Origin of the sequence: Paracoccus fistulariae (genome assembly GCF_028553785.1) — a bacterium.
Classification (GTDB): domain Bacteria; phylum Pseudomonadota; class Alphaproteobacteria; order Rhodobacterales; family Rhodobacteraceae; genus Paracoccus; species Paracoccus fistulariae.
Genome location: NZ_CP067136.1, coordinates 3,518,159 through 3,541,257, shown reverse-complemented (window position 1 = coordinate 3,541,257; position 23,099 = coordinate 3,518,159). Strand labels below are relative to the sequence as shown.

Genomic DNA, 23,099 nt, shown 5'->3' with positions numbered 1-23,099 from the left:
GACGTGACGACGGATCGGCGCAGCATCCTGATCACCGGCGCGGGCAGCGGCATCGGGCGTGCCACCGCCCGCCGCTTCCTGCGCGATGGCTGGCATGTCGGACTGCTGGGCAGGCATCTGGGCAGCCTGCGTGAAACGGCGCAGGATCACGAGGCCCTGATCCTGCCCTGCGACGTCACGGATGCGGCCGCAGTCAGCGACAGTTTCGACAAGGCGGCAGGGCTGTGGGGTCGGCTGGATGTTCTGTTCAACAATGCCGGGCGCGGCGCCGATCCTGCCCTGCCCGATCAGATGGATGCGGCGACATTTGCCGATGTGATCAATGTCAATGTGAATGGCATGTTCAACTGCGCCAGCGCGGCCTTTCGCATCATGCGCGCCCAGCAGCCGCAGGGTGGGCGGATTATCAATAACGGCTCTATCTCTGCCCATGCGCCGCGCGCCGGCTCCATTGCCTATACGACCTCGAAACACGCGGTCACCGGGCTGACCCGCAGCCTGTCCCTGGATGGCCGCCCCTTCGGAATCGCCTGTGGTCAGATCGACATCGGCAATGCCGCGACCGAGCTGCTGCAAAAGGTCAGCAGTTCATCCCCGCAAGCCGAACCCCTGATGGATGTTCAGGTCGTGGCGGATTCGGTGATGCATATGGCCAGCCTGCCGACAGGTGCGAATGTGCAGTTCATGACCGTGATGGCCACCAATATGCCCTTTATCGGACGCGGCTAGCGATATTTGTGCAGCAATGCGTCGCGCACTGCGGGCGTCACGAATTTCGACACATCCCCACCCAGCCGGGCTATTTCCTTGACCAGCTTCGAGGCAATCGCCTGACGACGCGCATCCGCCATCAGGAACACGGTCTCGACCCCGGAATCCAGCGCGCGGTTCATGCCAACCATCTGAAATTCATATTCGAAATCGGCCACCGCGCGCAGGCCGCGCACGATGACGCCTGCGCCGACGTCGCGCGCGCAATCGATCAGCAGGTTTTCAAAGGGATGCACCAGGATCTCGGTCCCGCTGTTCAGCGCAATCGCCTCGCATTCCGCCTTGACCATGGCCACCCGCTCTTCCAGGTCGAATAGCGGGCCCTTGTCGCGGTTGATCGCAACGCCAATCACCAGACGATCAACCAGCGCCGTGGCGCGCTGGATGATATCTACATGGCCCAAAGTGATCGGATCAAAGGTGCCGGGATAAAGGCCGATGCGCATGCTCAGCTGTCCTTGTGCAATTCGATTGCCCCAGCCAAAACGGAACTGAACCGGAAATGCAAGCAGATCGCGGGAAAACCCGGCTCAGCTGCCCATGATCATCCCGGTCAGCGCGTCTTTTTCGGCGGCAAGCTCCTTCAACCGGCCGCTGACCGCGTCCCCGATCGAGATGACGCCCAGCATGTGACCGTTGCCATCGACCACCGGCAGGTGGCGAAACCGCCCCTCGGTCATCCGCTCCAGCACGATCAGCGCGTCCTCGCCCGTGGTGCAGGTCTGCACCGCCGTGGTCATGACCTGACTGATCGGCACCGACAGGATATCGGGGCCCTTGGCGCCCAACTGGCGAACGACATCGCGTTCCGACAGGATCCCGTCGGGGGTCTTGCCATCCGTTGACACCACCACGGCCCCGATCCGGCGCTCGGACAGCAGCTTGACGGCATCCGCCAGGGTCGCATCCGGGGCGATCGTGATGATGGTCTGAGCTTCGATACCGGCCTTACCGGAACCAGATTTCATCGACAGCATCTGATTGACCAACATTGAACATTCTCCTCACCATGTGGTTGAGTTGATTATTTTTCGCCTTCAGGGTCGCGTCAAGCAACTGAATGCCCGGATGCGGAAACTTGCGCCTCTAAACGGGCAACTTCTGCCCGAATTGCCTGCGCCAGCAGCTCTGCCAGAAGCGTCAGGCGGCGCGAGGCGCGGTCATCGGCATGCCGGATCAGCCAGAAAGCCCGGGTCAGCGCGATTCGATCCGGCAGCACGCGGCGCACGCCCGGGGCAAAGGGGATGGCGAAATCATGCACGATGCCCAGTCCCGACCCCGCCCGGATCGCCTGCATCTGGACCGAGACAGAATTAGAGGTGATCGCCGCGCTTTCGACGCCGGTTTCGGACAGGTAATCCAGTTCACGGTCAAAGATCATGTCCGGGATATAGCTGATCATCCGGTGGCCCTTCAGATCCGCCAGATCGGTGATCGCGGGATGACTGTCCAGATAATCGCTGTGACCCGCCAGATGCAGCCGGTAATCCGTCAGCCGCTGCACGACCAGACGCCCGGTATCCGGCGGCGAGACGGCGACCGCCATATCGGCCTCTCTCTTGGTCAGATTGACCACGCGCGGCAGGGCGACGATCTGGATTTCCAATCCCGGATGCTGGCGGCACAGATCCCGCGCCACCTGCGGCAGAAGATAATTCGCGCAGCCATCGGGCGCGCCGATCCGAAGCTGCCCCGTCAGGCCGGCATCCCTGCGGGTTGCCTCACTGGCGGCAATCGCGGCCTGCTCGGCGGCCTCGGCGGGGGCGATAAGGCGTGCCCCTTCGGCCGTCAGCGCATAGCCCTGCGGTGTCTTTGCAAACAGCGCCGCGCCAACGGCCTGTTCCAGCCGCGCAATCCGCCGCCCCACGGTCGAGGCATCCATCCCCAGCCGCCGCCCGGCACCGGACAGGCTTTCTGTCCGCGCCACCGCCAGAAAAATCCGCAAATCGTCCCAATCCATGCGCTTCCTTTGCAAAAATGCAAAACCTATTTGCCATCCTGCCTCTTTGATCCGCATTTGCGCAAGGGTATGCTGCCGACAAATCATCAAGGAGGATGCAATGCGCGAGATTCATCACTGGATCGACGGCCAGGAGGTCAAAGGCACCTCGGGTCGTTTTGCCGATGTCTACAACCCCGCCACCGGCGAGGTTCAGGCCAAGCTGTCGCTGGCCACCAAGCAAGAGCTGGACGCCGCCGTTGACAGCGCCGCCAAGGCACAGCTGGCCTGGGGCGCAACCAACCCGCAGCGTCGCGCCCGTGTGATGATGAAATTCGTGGAACTGCTGAACCGCGACATGGACAAGCTGGCCGAGGCGCTGTCCTCTGAACATGGCAAGACCCTGCCCGACGCCAAGGGCGATGTGCAGCGCGGGCTGGAAGTGATCGAATTCTGCATCGGCGCGCCGCATCTGCTGAAAGGTGAATTCACCGACAGCGCCGGTCCGGGCATCGACATGTATTCCATGCGTCAGCCGCTGGGCGTTGTCGCGGGCATCACCCCCTTCAACTTTCCGGCGATGATCCCGCTGTGGAAAATGGGTCCGGCCCTGTCGGCGGGCAATGCCATGATCCTGAAACCGTCCGAGCGTGACCCCTCGGTCCCGATGATGCTGGCCAAGCTGCTGCAAGAGGCCGGATTGCCCGATGGCGTGCTGCAGGTCGTGAATGGCGACAAGGACAGCGTCGATGCGATCCTGGACAACCCGGTCATTCAGGCCGTGGGCTTTGTCGGCTCGACCCCGATCGCGCAATATATCTATGAGCGCGCGGCCCAGAACGGCAAGCGGGCGCAGTGTTTTGGCGGTGCCAAGAACCACATGATCATCATGCCCGATGCCGATCTGGATCAGGCGGCCGATGCGCTGGTGGGTGCCGGTTACGGCGCGGCGGGCGAACGCTGCATGGCGATCTCGGTCGCGGTGCCGGTCGGCGAAAAGACCGCAGATGCGCTGATCGAAAAGCTGGTGCCGCGGATCGAAAAGCTGAAGGTCGGCCCCTATACGGCGGGCAATGATGTCGATTACGGCCCCGTCGTGACCGGCGCCGCCAAGGAAAACATTCTGCGGCTGGTGCAATCGGGCATTGATCAGGGCGCCGAACTGGTCGTCGATGGCCGCGACTTCAACCTGCAGGGCTATGAGGACGGGTTCTTCGTCGGCCCGCACCTGTTCGACCGCGTGACCCCGGATATGGAGATCTACAAGAAAGAGATCTTCGGCCCGGTTCTGTCCACCGTCCGCGCCAGCAGCTATGAAGAGGCGATCAAACTGGCCTTGGATCACGAATATGGCAACGGCACCGCGATCTATACCCGCGACGGTGATACCGCGCGCGATTTTGCCAACCGGATCAATATCGGGATGGTCGGTATCAACGTGCCGATCCCGGTTCCGCTGGCCTATCACACCTTTGGCGGCTGGAAGAAATCGGGCTTTGGCGATCTGAACCAGCACGGCCCGGATGCCTTCCGCTTCTATACCCGGACGAAAACCGTGACGGCCCGCTGGCCTTCGGGGATCAAGGAAGGCGGCGAATTCAACTTCAAGGCCATGGACTGATAAAATATCCGGCCCGCTGATACTGGCGGGCCGGATATTACCCACGCATTAAAAAAGGCGAGGATTTCTCCTCGCCTTTTTTGCATGTCGTGGTTCGGACCTGATCAGGCGTCGGACCGCTTGCGGCGACGGAGCATCGCCAGACCACCAAGACCCGCCAACAGCATCGCACCCGCCGCAGGCAGCGGCACCGGCGTCACGTCGATGTTGTCGAAGCGCAGATCGCCCTTGGCCCGGCCTGCATCGTTTTGCTGCAGGGACGGGTCGATGATCGTCAGAAAGCTGATATCCTTGAAAAGATCCATCGAGGTCAGATCCAGCACATAGCCGCTGTTCTGTGCAACGGCGACACCGCCCAGAAGCGTGCCGATCCCGAAGCTGGCCGAACCTCTGTCCGAAACAAGTTGCAGCGGCGCGTTATCCGCAAGCAGCGAGAACCACAGGCTGTTGACGTGAAACTTGCCGCCATTCGCGCGCGTCATCGTGGTTTCCCTGAACGCGTTCTCTGAGCCGCAATTCCCCGAAGCCTTGTTTTCACAATAGGCCTTCACGATCCGCAGCTTGTCGAATTGAAAGCCGCTTTCGACGAAATTCGTATGCGTGCCCAGAGATCCATCGTTGAAGGTAATCGTACCCGCGGAAGCCGCAGAAGCTGTGATTGCCATGACCGCGGCAATCGCCGCTTTTTTGATCTTACTCATAACTGGATCTCGCCGATAAATTACAAGTAAAAACAAATACCATCGATATTTCACCATTCAAGATGAAAGTATTTACGTTAAAACAACCCCAAGATGAGTCTTCCGCTATCAGGCGCCTATAACAGGGGATATTATGTCCAGACAACGAAAATCCTATCTAAAAAGACAGGGCATCTGACCGCGATATATTCCGGCAATGAAAATAAAAATTAAACAAATGTGTATGATTTTTGGATTTAAGCGCGCTTCGCATCTGATTTGACGCAGACGTGAAAAGCCAGTCGACGCAGGCCATCGCATTGTGATTCCCGGGTGGTGGCCCGCGCCTGAACAATGCGCAAGATCATGCAGATCAGCGAAAATATTCTGTTAGAACAACCCGCGACAGCCGGTTATGCTTGCACCTCAAAGGGCATGCGGGCTAATTGAATGCGCGTTCAATTTCAGGCCGAACGCGGACGGTCACGGCTGACCCATGGCGGCGGGATGCGGATCGTGGATCTGACCGCGATCACCGCGCCAGACCGAGTACCGCAGGCGAAGCATATGGGGGAATGCTGTTGAAGGATCTGAATATACGCAAGGCCGGTCAGGCTGGCCGGATCACCTTTACCCGGCCAAAGGCGCTGAACGCGCTGGATCACCAGATGGCGCGGGATCTGCACCGCGCGCTGGATGATTGGCGCGACGATCCGCAGGTCGAGCTGGTCGTGATCGATGCCGAGGGCGACCGCGCCTTTTGTGCAGGCGGCGATATTGCGGCCGTCTATCGCGGCGGGCTGGAGGGTGACCACCAGATCGGACGCGACTTCTTTCGCGACGAATATCTGATGAATGCGGCGATTGCCGATTATCCCAAACCGGTCGTGGCCTTCATGCAGGGCTTTGTCATGGGCGGCGGCGTTGGCGTGGGCGGGCATGCCTCGCACCGCATCGTCGGCGATACGACGCAGATCGCGATGCCCGAATCCGGTATTGGGCTGATCCCGGATGTGGGTGGCACCTGGCTTCTGGCCCGCGCCCCCGGCCGGATCGGAGAGTTCCTGGCCCTGACCGGCGGGCGCATGGGCGCGGGCGATGCGATCCATGCCGGTTTTGCCGATATCTACCTGCCCGAGGCCGAATGGCCCGCGCTGATCGAGAGGCTGGAGGAAAGCGGCGATGTGGCTGAGATCGCGGCCCATGGCGCGCCGGTTTCAGAACTGGCGACGCGCGATCTGTCCGCTTTCGGCGGCCGGACGGTCGAGGAAATAACGACGGCGCTGGACAGCAATGGCGATGAGGCCGCGTTAAAGGCGATCCGTCGCAACTCGCCCCTGTCGATGGCAGCCGGTCTTGACATGGTCCGCGCGGCGCGAGGCGACCGGCGGATCCAGGACGCGCTGAGCCGCGAATACCGCTTTACCTGGCGGGCAAGCGAGATGGGCGACTTTCTAGAAGGCGTGCGCGCGCAGATCATCGACAAGGATCGCAATCCGCGCTGGTCCGCCGATGCGTCGCCCGAATATGTCGAAAAAATGCTGGCATCGCTTGGCGATGACGAAATTGCTTGGGAGGAGGTAACATGAAGATCGGCTTCATCGGTCTGGGGAATATGGGCGCGCCAATGGCCGCAAATTTGGCTGCGGCCGGGCATGAGGTGATGGGGTTCGACACCGCCGCCCCCTGCCCCGACGGCGTCAGCACCGCCGACAGCGCGGCGGCGGCGGTCAAGGGCGCGGATGTCGTCATCACCATGCTGCCCAATGGCAAGATCCTGCGGGCCGTGGCGGATCAGATCATTCCCGACATGCAGCCGGGCGCGATCCTTTGCGATTGCTCGACCGTGGATGTGGACAGCGCCCGCGCCGTGGCCGCGCAGGCGAATGCGGCCGGTCTGGGATCGCTGGATGCGCCGGTATCGGGCGGCATCGGTGGCGCGCAGGCCGGGACGCTGACCTTCATGGTGGGCGGGTCAGACGCCGATTTCGCGACCGTCCAGCCGCTGTTCGACATCATGGGCCAGAAGGCGGTGCATTGCGGCGATGCGGGCGCTGGCCAGTCGGCCAAGATCTGCAACAACATGATTCTGGGCGTCACCATGATCGCAACCTGCGAGGCCTTCGCATTGGCCGATCAGCTTGGACTGGACCGGCAGAAAATGTTCGATGTCGTTTCGACCAGTTCTGGCTACAGTTGGAGCATGAATGCCTATTGCCCTGCCCCCGGCGTGGGGCCGACATCGCCCGCCGATAACGATTACAAGCCCGGTTTTGCCGCCGAACTGATGCTGAAAGACCTGAATCTGTCGCAGGATGCGGCGGAATCCTCGGGGGCCGAGACGCCGATGGGCGCGCTGGCACGTGAGCTTTACCGCCAATTCGTCGAGGAAGAAGACGGGCGCGGGCGCGATTTTTCGGCAATGTTGCCACGGTTTACGGAAAAAAATCTCGAAAGCCGCTGATTTTTGCGGAACCAAATCCGCAGATGGAAGCTAAAATGGCAGAGTTAAGTTCTGTTTTTTTGGTTCTCATGGCAAAGTAGACGCGCAATGTCTTTTACACGAAACGCATCACTTCTGATCGCCCTGACGGCGATCAGCCTTTACAGTGCTGAAAGTGACGGCCAGTTCCACGATCTGCCAACCCCCTTCGGGGCTGCCGCAGCGGCCCCGCCGGTTTCGGTCGTCGCGGGCGAAGCGCCGCCCGCCGATGCAATTCATTTCATCAACAAACCGGGCGCCTATGGTCTGGGGCCCGAGATTCCGGGCAGCCGCTATGCGATCGTGGCAGGAAAGCTTGTGCGCCTGGACAGCAAGACCAACAAGGTGCTGTCCATCCTCCGCGCCAATGTCGCCATTGTGGATTAAGCCATTGGCACTGTCGCGGGCAACGCGCCTCACGTTCGCGCGACTTGTCGGATCACCGGAACCGTTTCGCATTTACAGCGGTTAGTCCCCCGAGCAAATAAGGACTTGGTTATGTTGCCTCATAAGACGATTGCCGCGACGGCAAGCTTGGGGCTGTTGGTTTTTCCCCTGTTGGCTGTCGCATATCATCAACATCACGCGCAGGCCCGGGCGGATACCGTGGGTCAGCAGCCGCAGATCTATCTGGCCCAAAGCTCTGCCAAGGCCAAGGGCGCCCCTGTCAGCGTCGGCGATACGGTGGATATGTCCCGGGTCCAGGTTGTCGACCAGCCAGAGGTCTATGGCCTTGGCATCGCACCTGCCGGAAACATTTATGCCATTGTCGGCGATCTGCTGGTGCGCATGAACCCCGAAACCGGCAAGGTTCTGTCGATCCTGCGTCAGGTCGACTGACTGCCCATCTGCCCGGATGACCCGGCCAGCAGGGCGCGTGCGGCTTCGGTCGCGGCTTCAGTGATGCGATCGCCGGACAGCATTCGGGCGATCTCTTCCACCCGTTCGGGATGCGCCAGCGCCACCACGGTGGATGTGGTCATCCCGTCGCTGACGGATTTGGCGACGCGGAAATGCGTATCGCCCAACGCCGCGACCTGCGGCGAATGCGTGACCACCAGCACTTGCGCATCGCCCGCCAGCGTCTTCAGCCGCCGACCCACGGCATCGGCTGTCGCACCGCCGACGCCGCGGTCGATCTCGTCAAAGATCATCACCAGCGCATCATTGCCCCGCGCCAGCGAGACTTTCAGAGCCAGCAGAAAGCGCGACAATTCCCCGCCCGAGGCGATCTTGTCCAGCGGACCGGCCGGCGCGCCCGGATTGGTCGCCACGGTAAAGGCCACGCTGTCGACGCCCTCCGGGCCGGGTTCACCCGTGCCGACATGGGTTTGAAAGACCGCCCGTTCCATTTTCAGCGGGGCGAGTTCCGCAGAAACGGCCTGATCCAGACGGCTTGCCGCCGCCTGCCGTATATCGGTCAGCCGCTGCGCCTCGGCCTGATAGCTGGCCTGGGCATCTGCCATGCGTTTGCGCAATTCGGCAATCGAGGCATCGCCCGCGTCGATCTTGTCCAGCCGCGCCCGCAGCTCATCCGCCAACCCCGCCAGATCATCGGGCAGAATATCATGCTTGCGCGCCAGGGCGCGCAGCGCAAACAGCCGCTCTTCCGTGGCTTCCAGCGCCGCCGGATCGAAATCAAGTTCGGACAGCGCATCCTCGACCCCGCCATGCGCCTCGCCCAGTTCGATCAGCGCGCGCGACAGCGCGGCCAGCGGCTGGTCCAGACGACCCTCCGCACGATCCGCCGCAGCCTCCAGCCAGCGATTGGCATCAAGCATCATGCCCTCTGCCCCATCCGCACCCAGCATCTGGAGCGCGCGGGCAACATCGTCGCGGATACGCTCGGCCGCCTGCATGCTTCGGCGGCGGATGTCCAGCGCCTCTTCCTCGCCCGCCTCCGGCGACAGGTCTTCCAGTTCCTTCACGGCGTGGCGCAAAAATTCCTCTTCGCTGCGCGCGGCGGCCAGTTGCGCCTCGGCCTCGGCCAGATCGCGCGCGGCGTCCCGACGCGCCGCCCAGGCATCGCGCGCCGGGCCGGGATCCAGCCCGGCAAAGGCATCCAGCAGCAACCGATGCCCGCGCGGGTTCAGCAACCCGCGATCGTCATGCTGTCCGTGCAGTTCGACCAGAACCTCGGACAACCGGCGCAGCACCTCGCCCGAGACGCGGCGATCATTCACATAGCCGGTCTTGCGGCCATCACCGCCATTCACGCGGCGCAGGATCAGCTCATCCTCGTCGGTTTCGATCCCTGCCTCGGACAGAAGGCCACGCGCGGGATGCCCAGCAGGCAGATCGAAAACCGCCGTCACCTCACCCTGAGAGGCGCCTTGCCGCACCAGATCGGCCCGACCGCGCCAGCCCAGCACGAAGCCCAGACAATCCAGCAGGATCGACTTGCCCGCCCCGGTTTCGCCGGTCAGCACATTCAGGCCCGCGCCAAAGCCAAGCTCCAGCCGGTCGATCAGCAGCATGTCCCGAATTTCAAGCGATCGCAGCATCGCGCATGACGGCCGCGTCTAGCCCACCGGGCCGGACGCTAGAGCCATTTCCCCTGAATCATCTGACGATAGACATTGGCCAGCCAGCTACTGCCGCGTGCTTCCGGCACCAGACCCCGGCCGCGCAGTTGCTGATAGGCGTCCAGATAGAAGGGCGAGGAGCGGAAGTTATAGCCCAGGATGGCCCCCGCCGTCTGCGCCTCATCATTCAGCCCAAGGGCCAGATAGGCCTCGACCAGACGCAACAGAGCCTCGGGCGTTTGCGTCGTGGTCTGGAATTCCTCAACCACGACGCGGAAGCGGTTGATCGAGGCGGCGTAATGGCCGCGCTTCAGATAATAGCGCCCGATCTCCATCTCCTTGGCGGCAAGATGGTCGAAGGCCAGGTCGAATTTCAGGATCGAGCTGCGCGCATATTCGCTGTCGGGATATTCCTCGATCACCTTGCGCAGGGCCTGCAGCGCCTGGAAGGTCAGGCCCTGATCGCGGCCGACCTCGTCAATCTGGTCATAATAGGACAGCGCCAGCAGATATTGCGCATAGGCCGCGTCCTCATCGCCGGGATAGGTGTCCAGATACCGCTGCGCCGCGCCGCGCGCCTCTTCGTAATTCTCGGCCTTGTGATTGGCATAGGCCTGCATGATCAGCGCCCGCTTGGCCCATTCGGAATAGGGGTAAAGCCGCTCTACTTCGCTGAAATAAAAGACCGCGTCTTCAGGCTTGCGGCTGTTTTCCAGCTCATATTCGCCACGGGTGTAGATCTGCTGAGCATTAAACCGGTCAAGGTTTTCCCGTTCGGAATCTTTCGATCCGCCGCAGCCTGCCAGCGTCACCGTCGCGACCAGCGCAGCCATCATGGTTGCCGAGATTTTCGAGCGCGCCATATTCACCCTGCCATACGATTCTTCTGTGCGGACACCCGTTTCCGGCACGCCTGCCGAGACCTCCTAGCACAGAATATCAGGGGGCGCAAAATGGCAATCCATTGATTTCGGCAGGCGTTTTTCAGAAAGAATTGTCACGAGTTCGGGAAGACGGTCGCCAGTGTCAGGCGACCGCCCAATCCGATGCGTCGACGACGTAATTCGCGACGCCCGCCCCCGGCAGACGGTTTTCCAACGCGGGCGAGCACAGCTCCCACGTCCAGGCGGTCGGGTCGGCGAACAGCGCCCGCAGCAGGCGGTTCGTCATGGCGTGCCCCGCGCGGTGCCCGGTATAGCGCGCCAGCAGCGGCGCACCGGCCAGGCCCAGATCGCCCATGGCGTCCAGCATCTTGTGGCGCACGGCCTCGTCACGGTGGCGCAGGCCGCCCGGCGACAGGACGTTGGCGCCATCCACGACGACGGCGTTCAGATAGGTGCCGCCAAGTGCCAGACCGTTCTTGCGCATCATGTCCACATCGGACTGACGGCAGAAGGTGCGGCTGTCGGCAAGTTCCCGCAGGAAGGCGCCATTGGCCATGTCCAGCTTCTTTTCCTGATGACCGATCGCGGCATCGGCAAAATCGATCTCGAAATCGATTTCCAGATGATCGGCCGGCTCCAGGCGGGCATAGGCGTCGCCATCGCGCACCTCGACCGGGCGCAGCACCCGGATCGCGCGCAGGTCGGCGGCTTGCAATTCGATGCCCGCGCGCAGGATACCCCGCACGAAGGGCGCGGCCGAGCCGTCAAGGATCGGAACCTCGGGGCCATCGACGGTGATCAGCACGTTCTGAACACCGGTCCCGACCAGCGCCGCCATGATATGTTCGACGGTCGACAGGGTCGTGCCCTGACCGTCATCCATCAGCGTGCAGAGTTTCGAGGGCGTCACATTGTGCCACAGCGCCGGAATATCGACAGCCGGTTTCAGATCCACGCGGCGGAAAACGATGCCGTGACCGGTGGGCGCGGGATGCACAACCATTCGCGCGGCGGCCCCCGAATGAAGGCCCGTCCCCGTGAATGTCACCTTTTCTTTGATCGTTGCCTGCATAGCCTGCCTGCTTTCTTAACCTTGTTTTACGGAATCGGTTGCTCCGCTAACACAGGAGCTAGGCTTGCCGTTGCATTGCTTCAATTAACGAATTGTAACGGGATGAAACATTCGGCGGCACGGTTTCGGCAAGCGATGGCCGACGCCCTGCAAATAATTGATTAAAAATAGAAAAGGGCCGCATCGGGCGGCCCTTCATCAGATAGTTTGTATCAGGAACGTGAACGGCCTTAGTTCGCCTGACGCCGCAGGAAGGCCGGGATTTCGACATTGTCCTGATCCGCGTCAGGGCTGGCCAGATCGTCGAAATCGGCGTCCTGCTGACGCGCACGGGCGGCGACACGGTCGCTGACACGTTCAGAGATCGACGAGGCCGCGGGCTTGGGCGCAGGTGCCTGATCGTTACCGTGACCTGCCATCCGTTCCAGCATCCGGCTGAGACCGGCCATGCGGCCCTGCCCCGCCGCGTGACCTGCGGGTGCACGGCTGGTTTCGGGCTGCAGCGGCTGACGGGCGGTCTGCTGACGCTCTTCACGATGCTCGACGGCGCGGCGCAGGCGGTCCATCACTTCCGGCGCGGCCTGACCACGCGCAGCGGCCGAGGGGCGCGGGGCGATGAAGTCATTCGAGTCATCCTCGATCCGGACAGCGGCAGCGCGGGCCTGTTCCTTGGGCTGATAGGCCGGCTGGGGCATATCGTCCTCGATCAGGCTTTTCTGCTGCGCGGCGGCAGGCTCTGCACGGGTTTCCGCGACAGGCGCCGGGCTGCGGCGCGGCGGCACATCGTCCTGCTCGGCCACGTCGTCCTTGCGGCCGGCGACCGAGGGGTTCTGGGTCAGCGGCTCGGCGATGCTGCGGCGCGGGGCCGGATCCTCGGCAACAGCGGCGCTGGCATCGATGCCCGTCGCCACGACCGAGACGCGGATCGAGCCGTCCATATCCGGATCCAGCGTCGAACCGACGATGATATTCGCATCCGAGTCGACCTTGTCGCGAATGACATTCGCGGCTTCGTCCAGCTCGAACAGGGTCATGTCGTAGCCGCCGGTGATGTTGATCAGCACGCCGCGCGCGCCGTTCAGACTGATTTCGTCCAGCAGCGGGTTGGCGATGGCGCGTTCCGCAGCTTCCTGCGCACGGTTTTCGCCAGCGGCTTCGCCGGTGCCCATCATCGCCTTGCCCATCTCGTCCATGACGGCGCGCACATCGGCGAAGTCCAGGTTGATCAGGCCCGGACGGACCATCAGATCGGTCACGCCCTTGACGCCCTGATACAGCACGTCATCAGCCATCGCGAAGGCTTCGGTGAAGGTGGTCTTTTCGTTGGCCAGACGGAACAGGTTCTGGTTCGGGATGATGATCAGCGTGTCCACGACCTTCTGCAGGGCTTCGACGCCCTCTTCGGCCTGGCGCATCCGCTTGCTGCCTTCGAACTGGAAGGGCTTGGTGACGACGCCGACGGTCAGGATGCCCATCTCACGCGCGGCCTGCGCGATGATCGGCGCCGCGCCGGTGCCCGTGCCGCCGCCCATACCGGCGGTGATGAAGCACATATGCGCGCCCATCAGATGATCGACGATATCCTCGATGGTCTCTTCCGCCGCCTTGGCGCCGATGATCGGCTTGGCGCCCGCGCCCAGACCCTCGGTCACTTTCGGACCCATCTGGATACGGTTGTTTGATCGCGACCCGGTCAGAGCCTGCGCATCGGTATTGGCCACGACAAATTCAACGCCGTCCAACTGCTTCTCGATCATGTTGTTGACCGCGTTGCCGCCAGCGCCGCCCACACCGAACACGGTGATCCGCGGCTTCAGCTCGTCTTCCTCGTTCATCATCAGATTGAGATTCATGGTTCCGCCTGTTTATTACTATGTCGTCGAACCAATGCGGCCCGACCGAATCCCCGAAATTAAAACAATCCTAACGATTATGGGCTTGTCCGTCATCCTGAAAAACGGCTTTGACCGCAAAATCTGGCGTGTCGCAACCCTTTTCTAGGCGGTATCTTGCCATCACCGCAGAATATGGTGGGCAAGCGCCTTGCCCACACATTCCACGATATTCGGCCCCTCACCAGTTGTTGCGGAACCAGCGATAGGCCCGGCGCAAACTGCGCGTCGGATAGCTGTCGGCGGGCACCTCGAAATCCCACCATTCGTCCTGCGGATGGGCGGCGAACAGCGCCAGCCCGACCGCGCTTGAAAAGCTGGGATCGGTCAGTTGATGGGCCAGCCCGTCGATCCGCAGGGGGCGCCCGCAGCGGATATTCGGGCCAAGGATGCGCGCGGCCAGCCCGTCCAGACCCGGGATCTGGCTGCCGCCGCCGGTCAGCACGATCTGCTGGCTGGGAAGCGAGTCAAATCCAGCCGCATCAAGGACTTCACGCACGTTTTCCAGAATTTCCTCGACCCGTGGCCGCATCACGCCGATGATATCGCCCCGGCTGACGGTGCGGCGATCCGCCTCCCAATCGCCGGTATCGCCGCCGACCTGGATCATGTCGCGATCATCGCGGCCGGTCGCCTCGACCCCGCCATTGAGGGTCTTCAACCGCTCGGCAACCGGCAGCGACACCCGCAGACCCTGCGCAATATCCTGCGTGATCAGGTTGCCGCCAATTCTAACATTATCGGCAAAGATCATGTGTTTTTTGATGAAAATGGAAACAGCAGTTCCGCCCCCGCCAAAGTCGATACAGGCCGCGCCCAGTTCCTGCTCATCCTCGACCAGACTGGCCCGCGCCGCCGCGTAAGAGGCCGAGGCGATGCCCGCCAGTTCCAGATCGCAGCGCCGGATGCATTGCACCAGATTGCCGATGGCATCGCCATCCACGGTCAGCACATGCATGTCGCAGGCCAGCTTGTTGCCCGAATGATCGCGCGGATCGGCCAGACCGGTGCGGTTATCGACGGCGAAATTCACCGGCTGCGCGTGAAGGACCTCGCGCCCGCGCCCGAAATCCGGCGCGTCGCAGGCGGCCAGAACCGAGGCGATGTCATGGTCATGCACCTTGCCCGTCGCCAGCGTGATCTCCCCGTCCAGCCCATAAGACGAGGGCCGCCCGCCCGACAGGCAGGCAATCACATGATCCACGCGGACCCCGGCAACCTTTTGCGCCGCCGTCACCACCGTGCGGATCGCGCGTTCGGTTTCGCCCATCGTCTCGATCTCGCCCCGGCGCACTCCACGCGAGCGGGTCGAGGCCGCCCCGATCACCCGGAAATTCGCCTGCCCCGCCATCGGGCCGACGCCATCGGTTTCGCGAAAGGTCCCGGTGCCATCGAAGCGCAGCACCAGACAGGCGATTTTCGAGGTGCCGATATCCAGGATCCCGATCACGCCGCGTTGCAGGGCGGCACGACGGATATTGCGCATCGCGCGTTGAGTTTCATACAGCTCTGGCATCGTCCTAGCCCCCCTTTTGCTCTTCCAGAATGGTTCCGTCCGGCGCCAGCAATGGCATGTGGCGCGCGGCGCGAATGGTATTGCGGGCGTCGATGCCCAGACGCAGCACTGGCCGCGACGGGTTGCGCAGATCGACGACGGTGACATCGCGCCCCATCAGATCCTGCGCCCGGTCAAGTGCCACGGCAGCCTCTAGCGCAATCAGCGCGCCGGTTTCCGGCAGCATGATCTTTTGCCCGTGATCCAGCACCAGATCCCAGCGGCGCTCACCCTTGCGCACCAGACCGCGCACACGCGGCAGGATCGGACCGGCGGCATCGAACAGCTTCAGTGCCTCTTCGACCTCCAGATCCGCGCCTTCGCCCGTGATCAGCGGCAGGTTCGGACGCACCTCGCGCGAGGTGACGCTGGCGACGCGATGACCGGATTTGTCCAGAATCTCGATGCCGCGCGCATGACGCCACAGGATCGCCGGCTGTCGTTCGGTCACCACCGCCGCCAGCACGCCGCCGGGCTTCACCCGCAGATCGATGGATTCCACCGCATCAAGCTGCATGATCTGCAGACGCAGCGCGGGCAGGTCGATATCGAAGCTGGAGGCCGGCAGATCCACCGGCAGCATCGCCCGCAACGCCTTGTCCACGACCGGCGAAGCGCCCTCGACCGTCATCATCCGCACCTGAAATTCCTCGCGGCTCTGCACCTTGTCCAGCAGCGCGGTAAAGCTGGTGTTCAGTGCGGCGCGCCGATCTTCGTCCGACAGCCAGATCCCGGCGGTCATCGCGATCAGAAAGGCCGGTCCGCCAATGCGCACGACGCGGCGATAAAGCGGTTTCAGCCACATCCGCTCCAGCCGGTATTTCAGCCGCGAGGGTGCCGGATCCCGCCGGGGACGCGGTGCCTGCTGCTTGCCGGGGCGGTGATCGATCACGGACGACACAGCGCATCCTCCACCATCCAGCGCATCAGGGCCGGGAAGTCATGGCCGCAATGTGCCGCCTGTTCGGGCGCAAGCGAGGTCGGCGTCATGCCCGGCTGGGTATTCACCTCCAGCAGGAACAGCCCGTCCAGACCCCGGCTGTCATCCCAGCGGAAATCGGACCGCGACAAGCCGCTGCAGCCAAGCGCCTGATGCGCACGCAGCGCGTAATCCAGACAGGCCTTTTCGATCTCTGCCGGGATTTCGGCGGGGATCACATGGCGCGACCCGCCCACCGCGTATTTCGCGTGATAATCGTACCAGCCCTCGGCAAAGATCTCGGTCACGGCCAGCGGGCGATTGCCCATCACGCTGACGGTCAGTTCGCGGCCCGGCGCATAGGTTTCCACCATGACGCTGTCGGGCATGGTCTCGGCCAGTTGCGGCGGCTGATTGGTGCCCTCATGCACGATATAGATCCCGACCGAGGAGCCCTCGCAATTCGGTTTGACGACATAGGGCGCGGGCATCACATGCCGCCGACGCACCTCATCGGCATCGACGATCACGCTTTCCAGAACCGGCAGGCCCGCAGCGCGAAAAGCATCCTTCGCGCGGGTTTTGTCCATTGCCAATGCGGATGCCAGCACGCCCGAATGGGTATAGGGCAGGCCCAGCCATTCCAGAATGCCCTGCACGCAACCATCTTCGCCCCAGCGGCCATGTAGGGCGTTGAACACCACATCAGGGGCAAGCTCGGTCAGGCGCCGGACAATTTCATCGCCGTGCCCTGCCCCGAGTTCAATCTCGGTTACGTCATAACCCGCCACCCGCAGCGCCTTCGCGCAGTCACGGCCCGACGACAGGGACACCTCACGCTCAGCCGAGGGGCCACCCATCAGGACCGCTACCGAGTGGGCTGTCCTGCTCGACCTGCCCGCCACGTTTCGCCTTCCATCCCCGGTTGACCCGGGATTTTCTTGCCGTGCTGACCTTTTTGACGGTCCTTCACGGCACTGATTTGCTCTATGTTGACAATCTTAGACGCAAAGCGCGAATCACAAAAGAGCATTTATGCTGCCTCGGCGAAATATATCCTTTCAAAGGATAGGCTTGCCGCAGAAGCTGTATGAGGTTTCCGGCCCCGTCCGCAGAAGATGCGCCGAATGCCGGGTCGTCAGATCTGGTCGGCCTCCGGGGCCTCGCCCGGTTCGCCGACGCGGATCACCTCCCATTGCAGGTCATGGCCGCTGTCTTCCAGCACCCTGCGACGGACCAATTCGCCCAGGGCCTCAAGCTCGGCCGCAGTCGCGCCGCCCATGTTCAGCAGGAAGTTGGGGTGCTTTTCAGACATCTGCGCCCCGCCCCAGCTGTGGCCACGCAGCCCGGCCCTGTCGATCAGCGACCAGGCTTTCAACTCATGCGTATCATCGGCCTGCCCGGTCGAGCTGAACCCCGCCGGATTGCGGAAGGTCGATCCCGCAGTGCGATCCTTGGTCGGCTGGGTTTCGTCGCGCTTGGCAAGCTGATCGGCCATCCTGGCATGCAGCGCATCGGGATCGCCGCGACGCGCGCGAAAGACGGCCTCGGTCAGAACCCAACCTTCGGGCAGGTCGGAATGGCGATAGCCGAAGTTCAGATCATCGGGCGTCAGCGTGACCTGCCGCCCGTCCCGCGTCACAGCGCGCACCTGCAGCAGATGATCGGCAACATAGCTGCCATAGCAGCCCGCATTCATCCGCACCGCACCCCCGATGGCCCCCGGAATGGTGCGCAGAAAGGTCAGATCCAGCCCCGCATCGGCCGCCCGCCGCGCCACATGCGCGTCCAGCGCGGCAGCGCCCGCCGTCACCGTCTCGCCATCGGCCACGATATTGTTGAACCCCCGCCCCAGCCGGATCACCACACCCCGGATGCCGCCATCGCGAACGATCAGGTTGGATCCGACACCAATCGGGAAAACCGGCACATCCGCATCCAGATCACGCAGGAAATCGGCCAGATCCTCGACATCGGCAGGCTGGAACAGCCAATCGGCCGGCCCTCCGACACGCAGCCATGTCAGGCTGTCAAGGGAACGATCTGCGGTCAGCGTGCCGCGCGGAGTGGGAAGGTCGATGCTCATGCCACGCTGGTAACCAGAGCCAAGCAGGGCGTCAACATCAGGCGCAGGATGCGGTGCCGCAGCGGGACGATTGGCGGGTGGGTCAGGCTGAGCAGGACAAACCTCACCATACCGCGCATCTCGCGGCTTCAAGAACCGAGCGGTGCCATATGCGTCATCAAAAGACTGGCCGACGAGTAGGCAGTCACGCTTGTCACGTTTTGTCCCGAAGTGCCGCAGCAAATCGCGTGTCAGCGAAAAACGAGGTCGGCAGGATCATCAGTGGCAAGCTCTTGGACGGCTGCGGAAGGTGGCGCGCCATCGCCGCCGACCTAAAGCGTTTCGAGTTAAGGTTGAGGCAGTCTTGCTTCGCGTTGAGCGTCTGCCCGGGCGGGAGCGGAACGCGCCCGCCATGTGGCGGACGGACGCGTGCCTGCCGCTGGCGCGACAGGCAGGCTGAGCGGATATGTATCGACCTAAACCGAAACGACCCAGTTTTTTAGATACCGCAGTCGCAGCGACCTTTATTTGCCCGCGAAGAACTCTGACACCATCGCCATGGAACCGTGATCAGATTGCGTCAGCCCGCGATTTAGCGCTGTTATCTTGCCGTCAGGGATGGATGCTTTCGGACCGCTGGTCTGACGTCGGAGTGACCGCTCGCAACGGGCGCGTGAACAGGGCGCAGACACCGGCGGCGAAAGAGGCGATGCCTGCTCCCGGACCCCAATGCAGGGTGATGACGCCCAGAATGGGCACGCCAATCGCGACAAGGCCCCAGAAAGCCTGTTGCCTGTATTTCGCAGGCAGCCAATGCGCCAGGATCACCAGCAGCAGCCAGCCCCCAAAACCGATCAATGAGCAAAGATGGGGCAGCGTCACGCAGCGGCCCCTTGCAGTTTCGCGGGGAGTGCATTGGCCCAGGTGGAAATCGTGCCGGCGCCAAGACAGACGACCATATCGCCCGGTCGCGCCTGTTCGCGCACCAGTCGGGCAAGATCGTCCTGATCCAGGATCGCGCGGGCATGGCGATGGCCATGCGCGATCAGCCCCGCCACCAGATCATCGCGCGATGCGCCCGGAATCGGATCCTCGCCCGCCGCATAGACATCGGCAATGGCGACCACGTCAGCCTCGTTGAAGCAGGTGCAGAAATCCTCGAACAGGCTCGACAGGCGGGAATAGCGATGCGGCTGATGGACGGCGATCACGCGCCCGGTGCTGGCCTGACGCGCAGCTTTCAGAACGGCGGCAATTTCGACCGGGTGGTGGCCGTAATCGTCGATGATCGTGACCCCGTTCACCTCGCCCACGCGGGTAAAGCGGCGGCCGACCCCGCCGAATTTGGCCAATGCCTCGCGGATCTCGGCTTTCTTCATGCCCAGATGGCGTGCCACGGCGACAGCCGCCAGACAGTTCGAGACGTTGTGATCGCCGGGCATGGGCAGGGTGCAGCCCTCGATCACATCGACCTCGCCATTCTCGTTCGGGCCTTCGCCCTGCAGCGCGATATCGAAATGCGCGATGCCGTTTTCATAGCGCAGGTTCAGGGCACGGACATCGGCCTGAGCGTTAAAGCCGAAGGTGACGACGCGCCGGTCGCTCAGCTTGCCGACCAGAGCCTGCACCTCGGCATGATCGGTGCAACAGACGGCCAGACCGTAGAAGGGAATGCCGGACGCGAAATTGTAAAACCCCTGACGCAGCGCGTCGAAGCTGCCCCAATGCTCCATATGCTCGGGGTCGATATTGGTGATGATCGCAATATCGGCGGGCAGGCGATTAAAGCTGCCATCGGATTCATCCGCCTCGACCACCATCCATTCGCCGGCACCCGCGCGGGCATTGCTACCATAGGCATGGATCACGCCGCCATTGATCACCGTCGGATCGATGCCGCCCGCATCCAGCAACGTGGCGACCATCGTGGTGGTCGTCGTCTTGCCATGCGTGCCGCCAATGGCGATGTTGGATTTCATCCGCATCAGTTCGGCCAGCATCTCGGCCCGGCGGACGACGGGCAGGCCACGGCGGCGCGCCTCTTCCAGTTCGGGATTGCCCTTCTTGATCGCGGTCGAGATGACGATGACCCCCGCCTCGCCGATATTTTCGGCCCGCTGGCCTTCGAAGACGGTGGCGCCAAGCGTTTCCAGCCGGTCAGTGATCTTGCTGCGCTTCAGATCGCTGCCTTGCACCTGATAGCCCAGCGTCAGCAGCACCTCGGCAATGCCGGACATGCCGATGCCGCCGATCCCGACAAAATGGATGGGGCCAAGCTCTCCGGGCAGTTTGGTCGCAGCGTTCATCGCGCAATCTCCGTGACGATTTCATAGAGCCGCCGGGCGGCATCAGGACGGGCTAGGGACAGCGCGGCGGAAGCCATGGCCGTGGCTTGCGCAGGATTGTCCAGAATTTCGTGCATGTCGCGCGTCAGGCTTGCGGGGTCAAGCGTGGATTCCGGCCTGACAAGGGCCGCGCCGCTGTGGGCCAGCGCCTTTGCATTGGCGGTCTGGTGATCGCCCGTCGCCGCCGCATAGGGGATCAGGATCGCGGGACGTCCGACCACCGTGATATCCGCGACCGAGGAAGCACCCGACCTGCTGACGACCAGTTGCGCCTCTGCAAGGCGCTGCGGCACATCGGAAAAGAAGGGCTGCACATCGACCTGCACGCCGGCATCGGCATAGGCCGTGCTGACCCGCTCAACATCCTCGGCCCGGGCCTGATGGCTGACACGCAGGCGGCTGCGCATCTGATCGGGCAGCGCGGCAATGGCGGCGGGCACGACGTCCGACAGGACGCGCGCGCCCTGACTGCCGCCGATGACCAGAAGGCGAAGATCGCCCTGCCCGGGCGGGACATAGGGCGCGGCGGCATGGTCCAGCACCGCAGCGCGCACGGGATTGCCGGTATGGATACCCTGCACGCCCTTCGGCAGATCCGTGGGCCATGTGCCGCAGGCGATCCGGTTCACGCGATGCGAGAACAGCCGGTTCACCCTGCCCATGACACCATTTTGTTCATGGATCATGCAGGGAATGCCCATCGACACCGCCGCCGACATGGCGGGGATCGTCGGATAGCCGCCAAAGCCGATCACGATTGCGGGACGGTCAGCCTTGAATTGCTTGCGCGCCTCGACCACCCCGGCGGCGATTTTCAGCGGCGCGGTCAGCTTGCCCATCAGACCGCCGCGCGCAGTCGTGGCAGATGTCACCACGCTGCGCTGAACGGCATCGGGAAAGCCGCCGGCATAGCGGGCGCCGCGATCATCGGTGGACAGCCTGACCCGCCAACCCTCGGCCAGCAGCAGTTCGGCCAGCGCCTGCGCGGGAAACATATGTCCGCCGGTCCCGCCGGCTGCGATCAGGGCAAGTTTGCCGGGCATCAGTGGCTCCGCCGCAGGATTTCCGCGAATTCGCCCTGTGGCCGGGTCCGCGTCAGGGCCAGCAGCATGCCCATCGCGATGCCCGAGGCAATGACCGAAGAGCCGCCATAGCTGACAAAGGGCAAGGTCATGCCCTTGGCAGGCAACAGCCGCACCGCCACGCCCATATTGATCAGCGCCTGCACGCCAAAGGCACAGGCCAGCCCGGTACCCGCGATCCGGGCAAAGGGGTCGCGTTCCTTCAGCATCCGCAGCAGCGAGCGGACGACGATGGTGCAGTAAAGCGCGATGATCGCCAGCACCATGATGGTGCCATATTCCTCGGCCGCGACGGCGATGATGAAATCGGTATGCGCATCGGGCAACGACCATTTGACCGAGCCTTCGCCCACCCCGACGCCAAAGAAGCCGCCATCCTGAATGGCCTTCGTGGCATAGCCGATCTGGGTGCGCGGATCGACGTCCGGGGACAGGAAGCCATTGATCCGGCGTGCGAAATGTTCCGAGGCGCCATAGGCGAAGAAGCCACCCATCGTTGCCAGCCCCGCGACGCCCAGCAGCAGGACCATCGGCGCGCCGGCGACGAAATACATCACCAGCCAGGCGAACAGCACCAGCGAGGCCTGCCCGAAATCGGGCTGCAGCGCCAAGAGCAGCACGACGATGAATGCCGCGAGGAACGAATAGATCTTGCCGGGCGGGCCGCCAACCTCCTGGCTTGCCGCCATGAACCAGGCGCAAAGCGCGACGAAAGCGGGTTTCAGAAATTCGGATGGCTGGATCGAGACGAAGCCAAGGCTCAGCCAGCGCGTCGCGCCCTTGCCGAAATCTGTCCCGATGAAGGGCAAGGCAAGAATCAGGACAAAGGCGCCGACAAATCCGATGACGCCGATCCTGCGGACCTGCCGGGGCGACATCATCGAGATGACCAGCATCACCAGCAGCGCCAGACCGCCAAAGATCGCCTGACGCTCGACATAGTAAAAGCGGGGAAGATCGTTCTTTTCCGCCAGCGGAACCGAGGCCGCAAGCCCCAGCAACAGACCAATCGAAAACAGCCCCAGCACACATGCCAGGGACCATTTGTCCAGGGTCCGCCACCAACGTGGTAGAATCGGGTCGCCCGCCCGCGCGGGCGTTGCGCCAAAGACCATCTCGGTCATGGAAATACCGCCGTCACTGCCTCTGCTTCGCGCGGTTTGCCCGCGTCTGACCACAATATAACGCGAAAAACACTGCTGCGCTACTATGGATTGCATGACCTTGGCTTGAATGACAGCCTGCGCTGGTCAGGGGTGCGCGGGCA

At 63.0% G+C, this 23,099-nt stretch carries 23 protein-coding genes; 7 read left to right on the top strand and 16 right to left on the bottom strand.

Annotated features, from left to right (window positions below):
- Window positions 1-3 precede the first annotated feature (3 nt).
- The gene (locus tag JHX87_RS17480) at window positions 4-729 is read left to right on the top strand and encodes an SDR family oxidoreductase (protein ID WP_271883516.1); all 726 of its coding nucleotides are present in this window, start codon (window positions 4-6) and stop codon (window positions 727-729) included.
- Here the strand turns inward: JHX87_RS17480 and coaD are convergent.
- The 3 genes from coaD to JHX87_RS17465 form a co-directional block, all read right to left on the bottom strand.
- Complete coding sequence (coaD, locus tag JHX87_RS17475; protein WP_271883517.1) at window positions 726-1,217, bottom strand: pantetheine-phosphate adenylyltransferase; 492 nt, start codon at window positions 1,215-1,217, stop codon at window positions 726-728. The genes JHX87_RS17480 and coaD overlap by 4 nt on opposite strands.
- Window positions 1,218-1,301: 84 nt before the next feature.
- Window positions 1,302-1,763, bottom strand: a complete 462-nt coding sequence (locus JHX87_RS17470) for a CBS domain-containing protein (RefSeq protein ID WP_271883518.1) — start codon at window positions 1,761-1,763, stop codon at window positions 1,302-1,304.
- A gap of 56 nt (window positions 1,764-1,819) precedes the next feature.
- Window positions 1,820-2,731 carry a LysR family transcriptional regulator gene (locus JHX87_RS17465; protein ID WP_271883519.1) on the bottom strand — a complete coding sequence of 304 codons (912 nt, stop codon included), beginning with the start codon at window positions 2,729-2,731 and terminating at the stop codon, window positions 1,820-1,822.
- A gap of 100 nt (window positions 2,732-2,831) precedes the next feature.
- Between JHX87_RS17465 and JHX87_RS17460 the strand changes: the two genes are divergently transcribed.
- Window positions 2,832-4,331 (top strand): CoA-acylating methylmalonate-semialdehyde dehydrogenase, encoded by a 1,500-nt coding sequence (locus tag JHX87_RS17460; protein WP_271883520.1) that lies wholly within the window; start codon window positions 2,832-2,834, stop codon window positions 4,329-4,331.
- 104 nt (window positions 4,332-4,435) lie between these two features.
- Here the strand turns inward: JHX87_RS17460 and JHX87_RS17455 are convergent, their stop codons facing one another.
- Window positions 4,436-5,032, bottom strand: a complete 597-nt coding sequence (locus tag JHX87_RS17455; RefSeq protein WP_271883521.1) for a VPLPA-CTERM sorting domain-containing protein — start codon at window positions 5,030-5,032, stop codon at window positions 4,436-4,438.
- A 429-nt stretch (window positions 5,033-5,461) separates the two neighbouring features.
- On the opposite strand from JHX87_RS17455, the gene JHX87_RS17450 reads away from it, so the two are divergent.
- The 5 genes from JHX87_RS17450 to JHX87_RS17430 all read left to right on the top strand — a co-directional run bounded on the left by JHX87_RS17450 (window position 5,462) and on the right by JHX87_RS17430 (window position 8,333).
- Window positions 5,462-5,596 (top strand): hypothetical protein, encoded by a 135-nt coding sequence (locus tag JHX87_RS17450; protein WP_271883522.1) that lies wholly within the window; start codon window positions 5,462-5,464, stop codon window positions 5,594-5,596.
- Window positions 5,593-6,600, top strand: coding sequence for an enoyl-CoA hydratase/isomerase family protein (locus JHX87_RS17445; RefSeq protein ID WP_271883877.1), 1,008 nt, complete (start codon window positions 5,593-5,595; stop codon window positions 6,598-6,600). Before JHX87_RS17450 ends, JHX87_RS17445 begins: the two co-directional genes overlap by 4 nt.
- Window positions 6,597-7,475 carry a 3-hydroxyisobutyrate dehydrogenase gene (gene mmsB / locus JHX87_RS17440; RefSeq protein ID WP_271883523.1) on the top strand — a complete coding sequence of 293 codons (879 nt, stop codon included), beginning with the start codon at window positions 6,597-6,599 and terminating at the stop codon, window positions 7,473-7,475. The genes JHX87_RS17445 and mmsB overlap by 4 nt, the downstream gene beginning before the upstream one ends.
- A gap of 87 nt (window positions 7,476-7,562) precedes the next feature.
- On the top strand, window positions 7,563-7,880 hold the full coding sequence (locus JHX87_RS17435) for a hypothetical protein (protein ID WP_271883524.1): 318 nt from the start codon (window positions 7,563-7,565) through the stop codon (window positions 7,878-7,880).
- Between the two features lie 219 nt (window positions 7,881-8,099).
- Window positions 8,100-8,333, top strand: coding sequence for a hypothetical protein (locus tag JHX87_RS17430; RefSeq protein WP_272833747.1), 234 nt, complete (start codon window positions 8,100-8,102; stop codon window positions 8,331-8,333).
- Here JHX87_RS17430 and recN read toward each other — a convergent pair.
- The 12 genes from recN to ftsW all read right to left on the bottom strand — a co-directional run bounded on the left by recN (window position 8,321) and on the right by ftsW (window position 22,956).
- On the bottom strand, window positions 8,321-9,997 hold the full coding sequence (gene recN, locus JHX87_RS17425; protein ID WP_271883526.1) for a DNA repair protein RecN: 1,677 nt from the start codon (window positions 9,995-9,997) through the stop codon (window positions 8,321-8,323). The genes JHX87_RS17430 and recN overlap by 13 nt on opposite strands.
- 38 nt (window positions 9,998-10,035) lie before the next feature.
- Window positions 10,036-10,881 carry an outer membrane protein assembly factor BamD gene (locus JHX87_RS17420; protein ID WP_271883527.1) on the bottom strand — a complete coding sequence of 282 codons (846 nt, stop codon included), beginning with the start codon at window positions 10,879-10,881 and terminating at the stop codon, window positions 10,036-10,038.
- A gap of 163 nt (window positions 10,882-11,044) precedes the next feature.
- Complete coding sequence (gene lpxC / locus JHX87_RS17415) at window positions 11,045-11,974, bottom strand: UDP-3-O-acyl-N-acetylglucosamine deacetylase (protein WP_271883528.1); 930 nt, start codon at window positions 11,972-11,974, stop codon at window positions 11,045-11,047.
- Window positions 11,975-12,204: 230 nt separating this feature from the next.
- On the bottom strand, window positions 12,205-13,827 hold the full coding sequence (gene ftsZ / locus JHX87_RS17410; RefSeq protein WP_271883529.1) for a cell division protein FtsZ: 1,623 nt from the start codon (window positions 13,825-13,827) through the stop codon (window positions 12,205-12,207).
- 220 nt (window positions 13,828-14,047) lie between these two features.
- Window positions 14,048-15,382: a cell division protein FtsA gene (ftsA, locus tag JHX87_RS17405; protein WP_271883530.1), complete on the bottom strand. Its 1,335-nt coding sequence runs from the start codon at window positions 15,380-15,382 to the stop codon at window positions 14,048-14,050.
- 4 nt (window positions 15,383-15,386) lie between these two features.
- On the bottom strand, window positions 15,387-16,322 hold the full coding sequence (locus JHX87_RS17400; RefSeq protein WP_271883531.1) for a cell division protein FtsQ/DivIB: 936 nt from the start codon (window positions 16,320-16,322) through the stop codon (window positions 15,387-15,389).
- Window positions 16,310-17,245, bottom strand: coding sequence for a D-alanine--D-alanine ligase (locus JHX87_RS17395; RefSeq protein WP_271883532.1), 936 nt, complete (start codon window positions 17,243-17,245; stop codon window positions 16,310-16,312). Before JHX87_RS17395 ends, JHX87_RS17400 begins: the two co-directional genes overlap by 13 nt.
- A 233-nt stretch (window positions 17,246-17,478) precedes the next feature.
- Window positions 17,479-18,426, bottom strand: coding sequence for a UDP-N-acetylmuramate dehydrogenase (gene murB, locus JHX87_RS17390; RefSeq protein ID WP_271883533.1), 948 nt, complete (start codon window positions 18,424-18,426; stop codon window positions 17,479-17,481).
- Between the two features lie 591 nt (window positions 18,427-19,017).
- Window positions 19,018-19,287, bottom strand: coding sequence for a DUF2484 family protein (locus JHX87_RS17385; protein ID WP_271883534.1), 270 nt, complete (start codon window positions 19,285-19,287; stop codon window positions 19,018-19,020).
- Complete coding sequence (gene murC / locus JHX87_RS17380; RefSeq protein ID WP_271883535.1) at window positions 19,284-20,711, bottom strand: UDP-N-acetylmuramate--L-alanine ligase; 1,428 nt, start codon at window positions 20,709-20,711, stop codon at window positions 19,284-19,286. Before murC ends, JHX87_RS17385 begins: the two co-directional genes overlap by 4 nt.
- On the bottom strand, window positions 20,708-21,793 hold the full coding sequence (gene murG / locus JHX87_RS17375) for an undecaprenyldiphospho-muramoylpentapeptide beta-N-acetylglucosaminyltransferase (protein WP_271883536.1): 1,086 nt from the start codon (window positions 21,791-21,793) through the stop codon (window positions 20,708-20,710). Before murG ends, murC begins: the two co-directional genes overlap by 4 nt.
- Entirely contained in the window at window positions 21,793-22,956 is a 1,164-nt protein-coding gene (ftsW, locus tag JHX87_RS17370) for a putative lipid II flippase FtsW (RefSeq protein ID WP_271883537.1), read from the bottom strand. Before ftsW ends, murG begins: the two co-directional genes overlap by 1 nt.
- Between the last annotated feature and the right edge of the window lie 143 nt (window positions 22,957-23,099).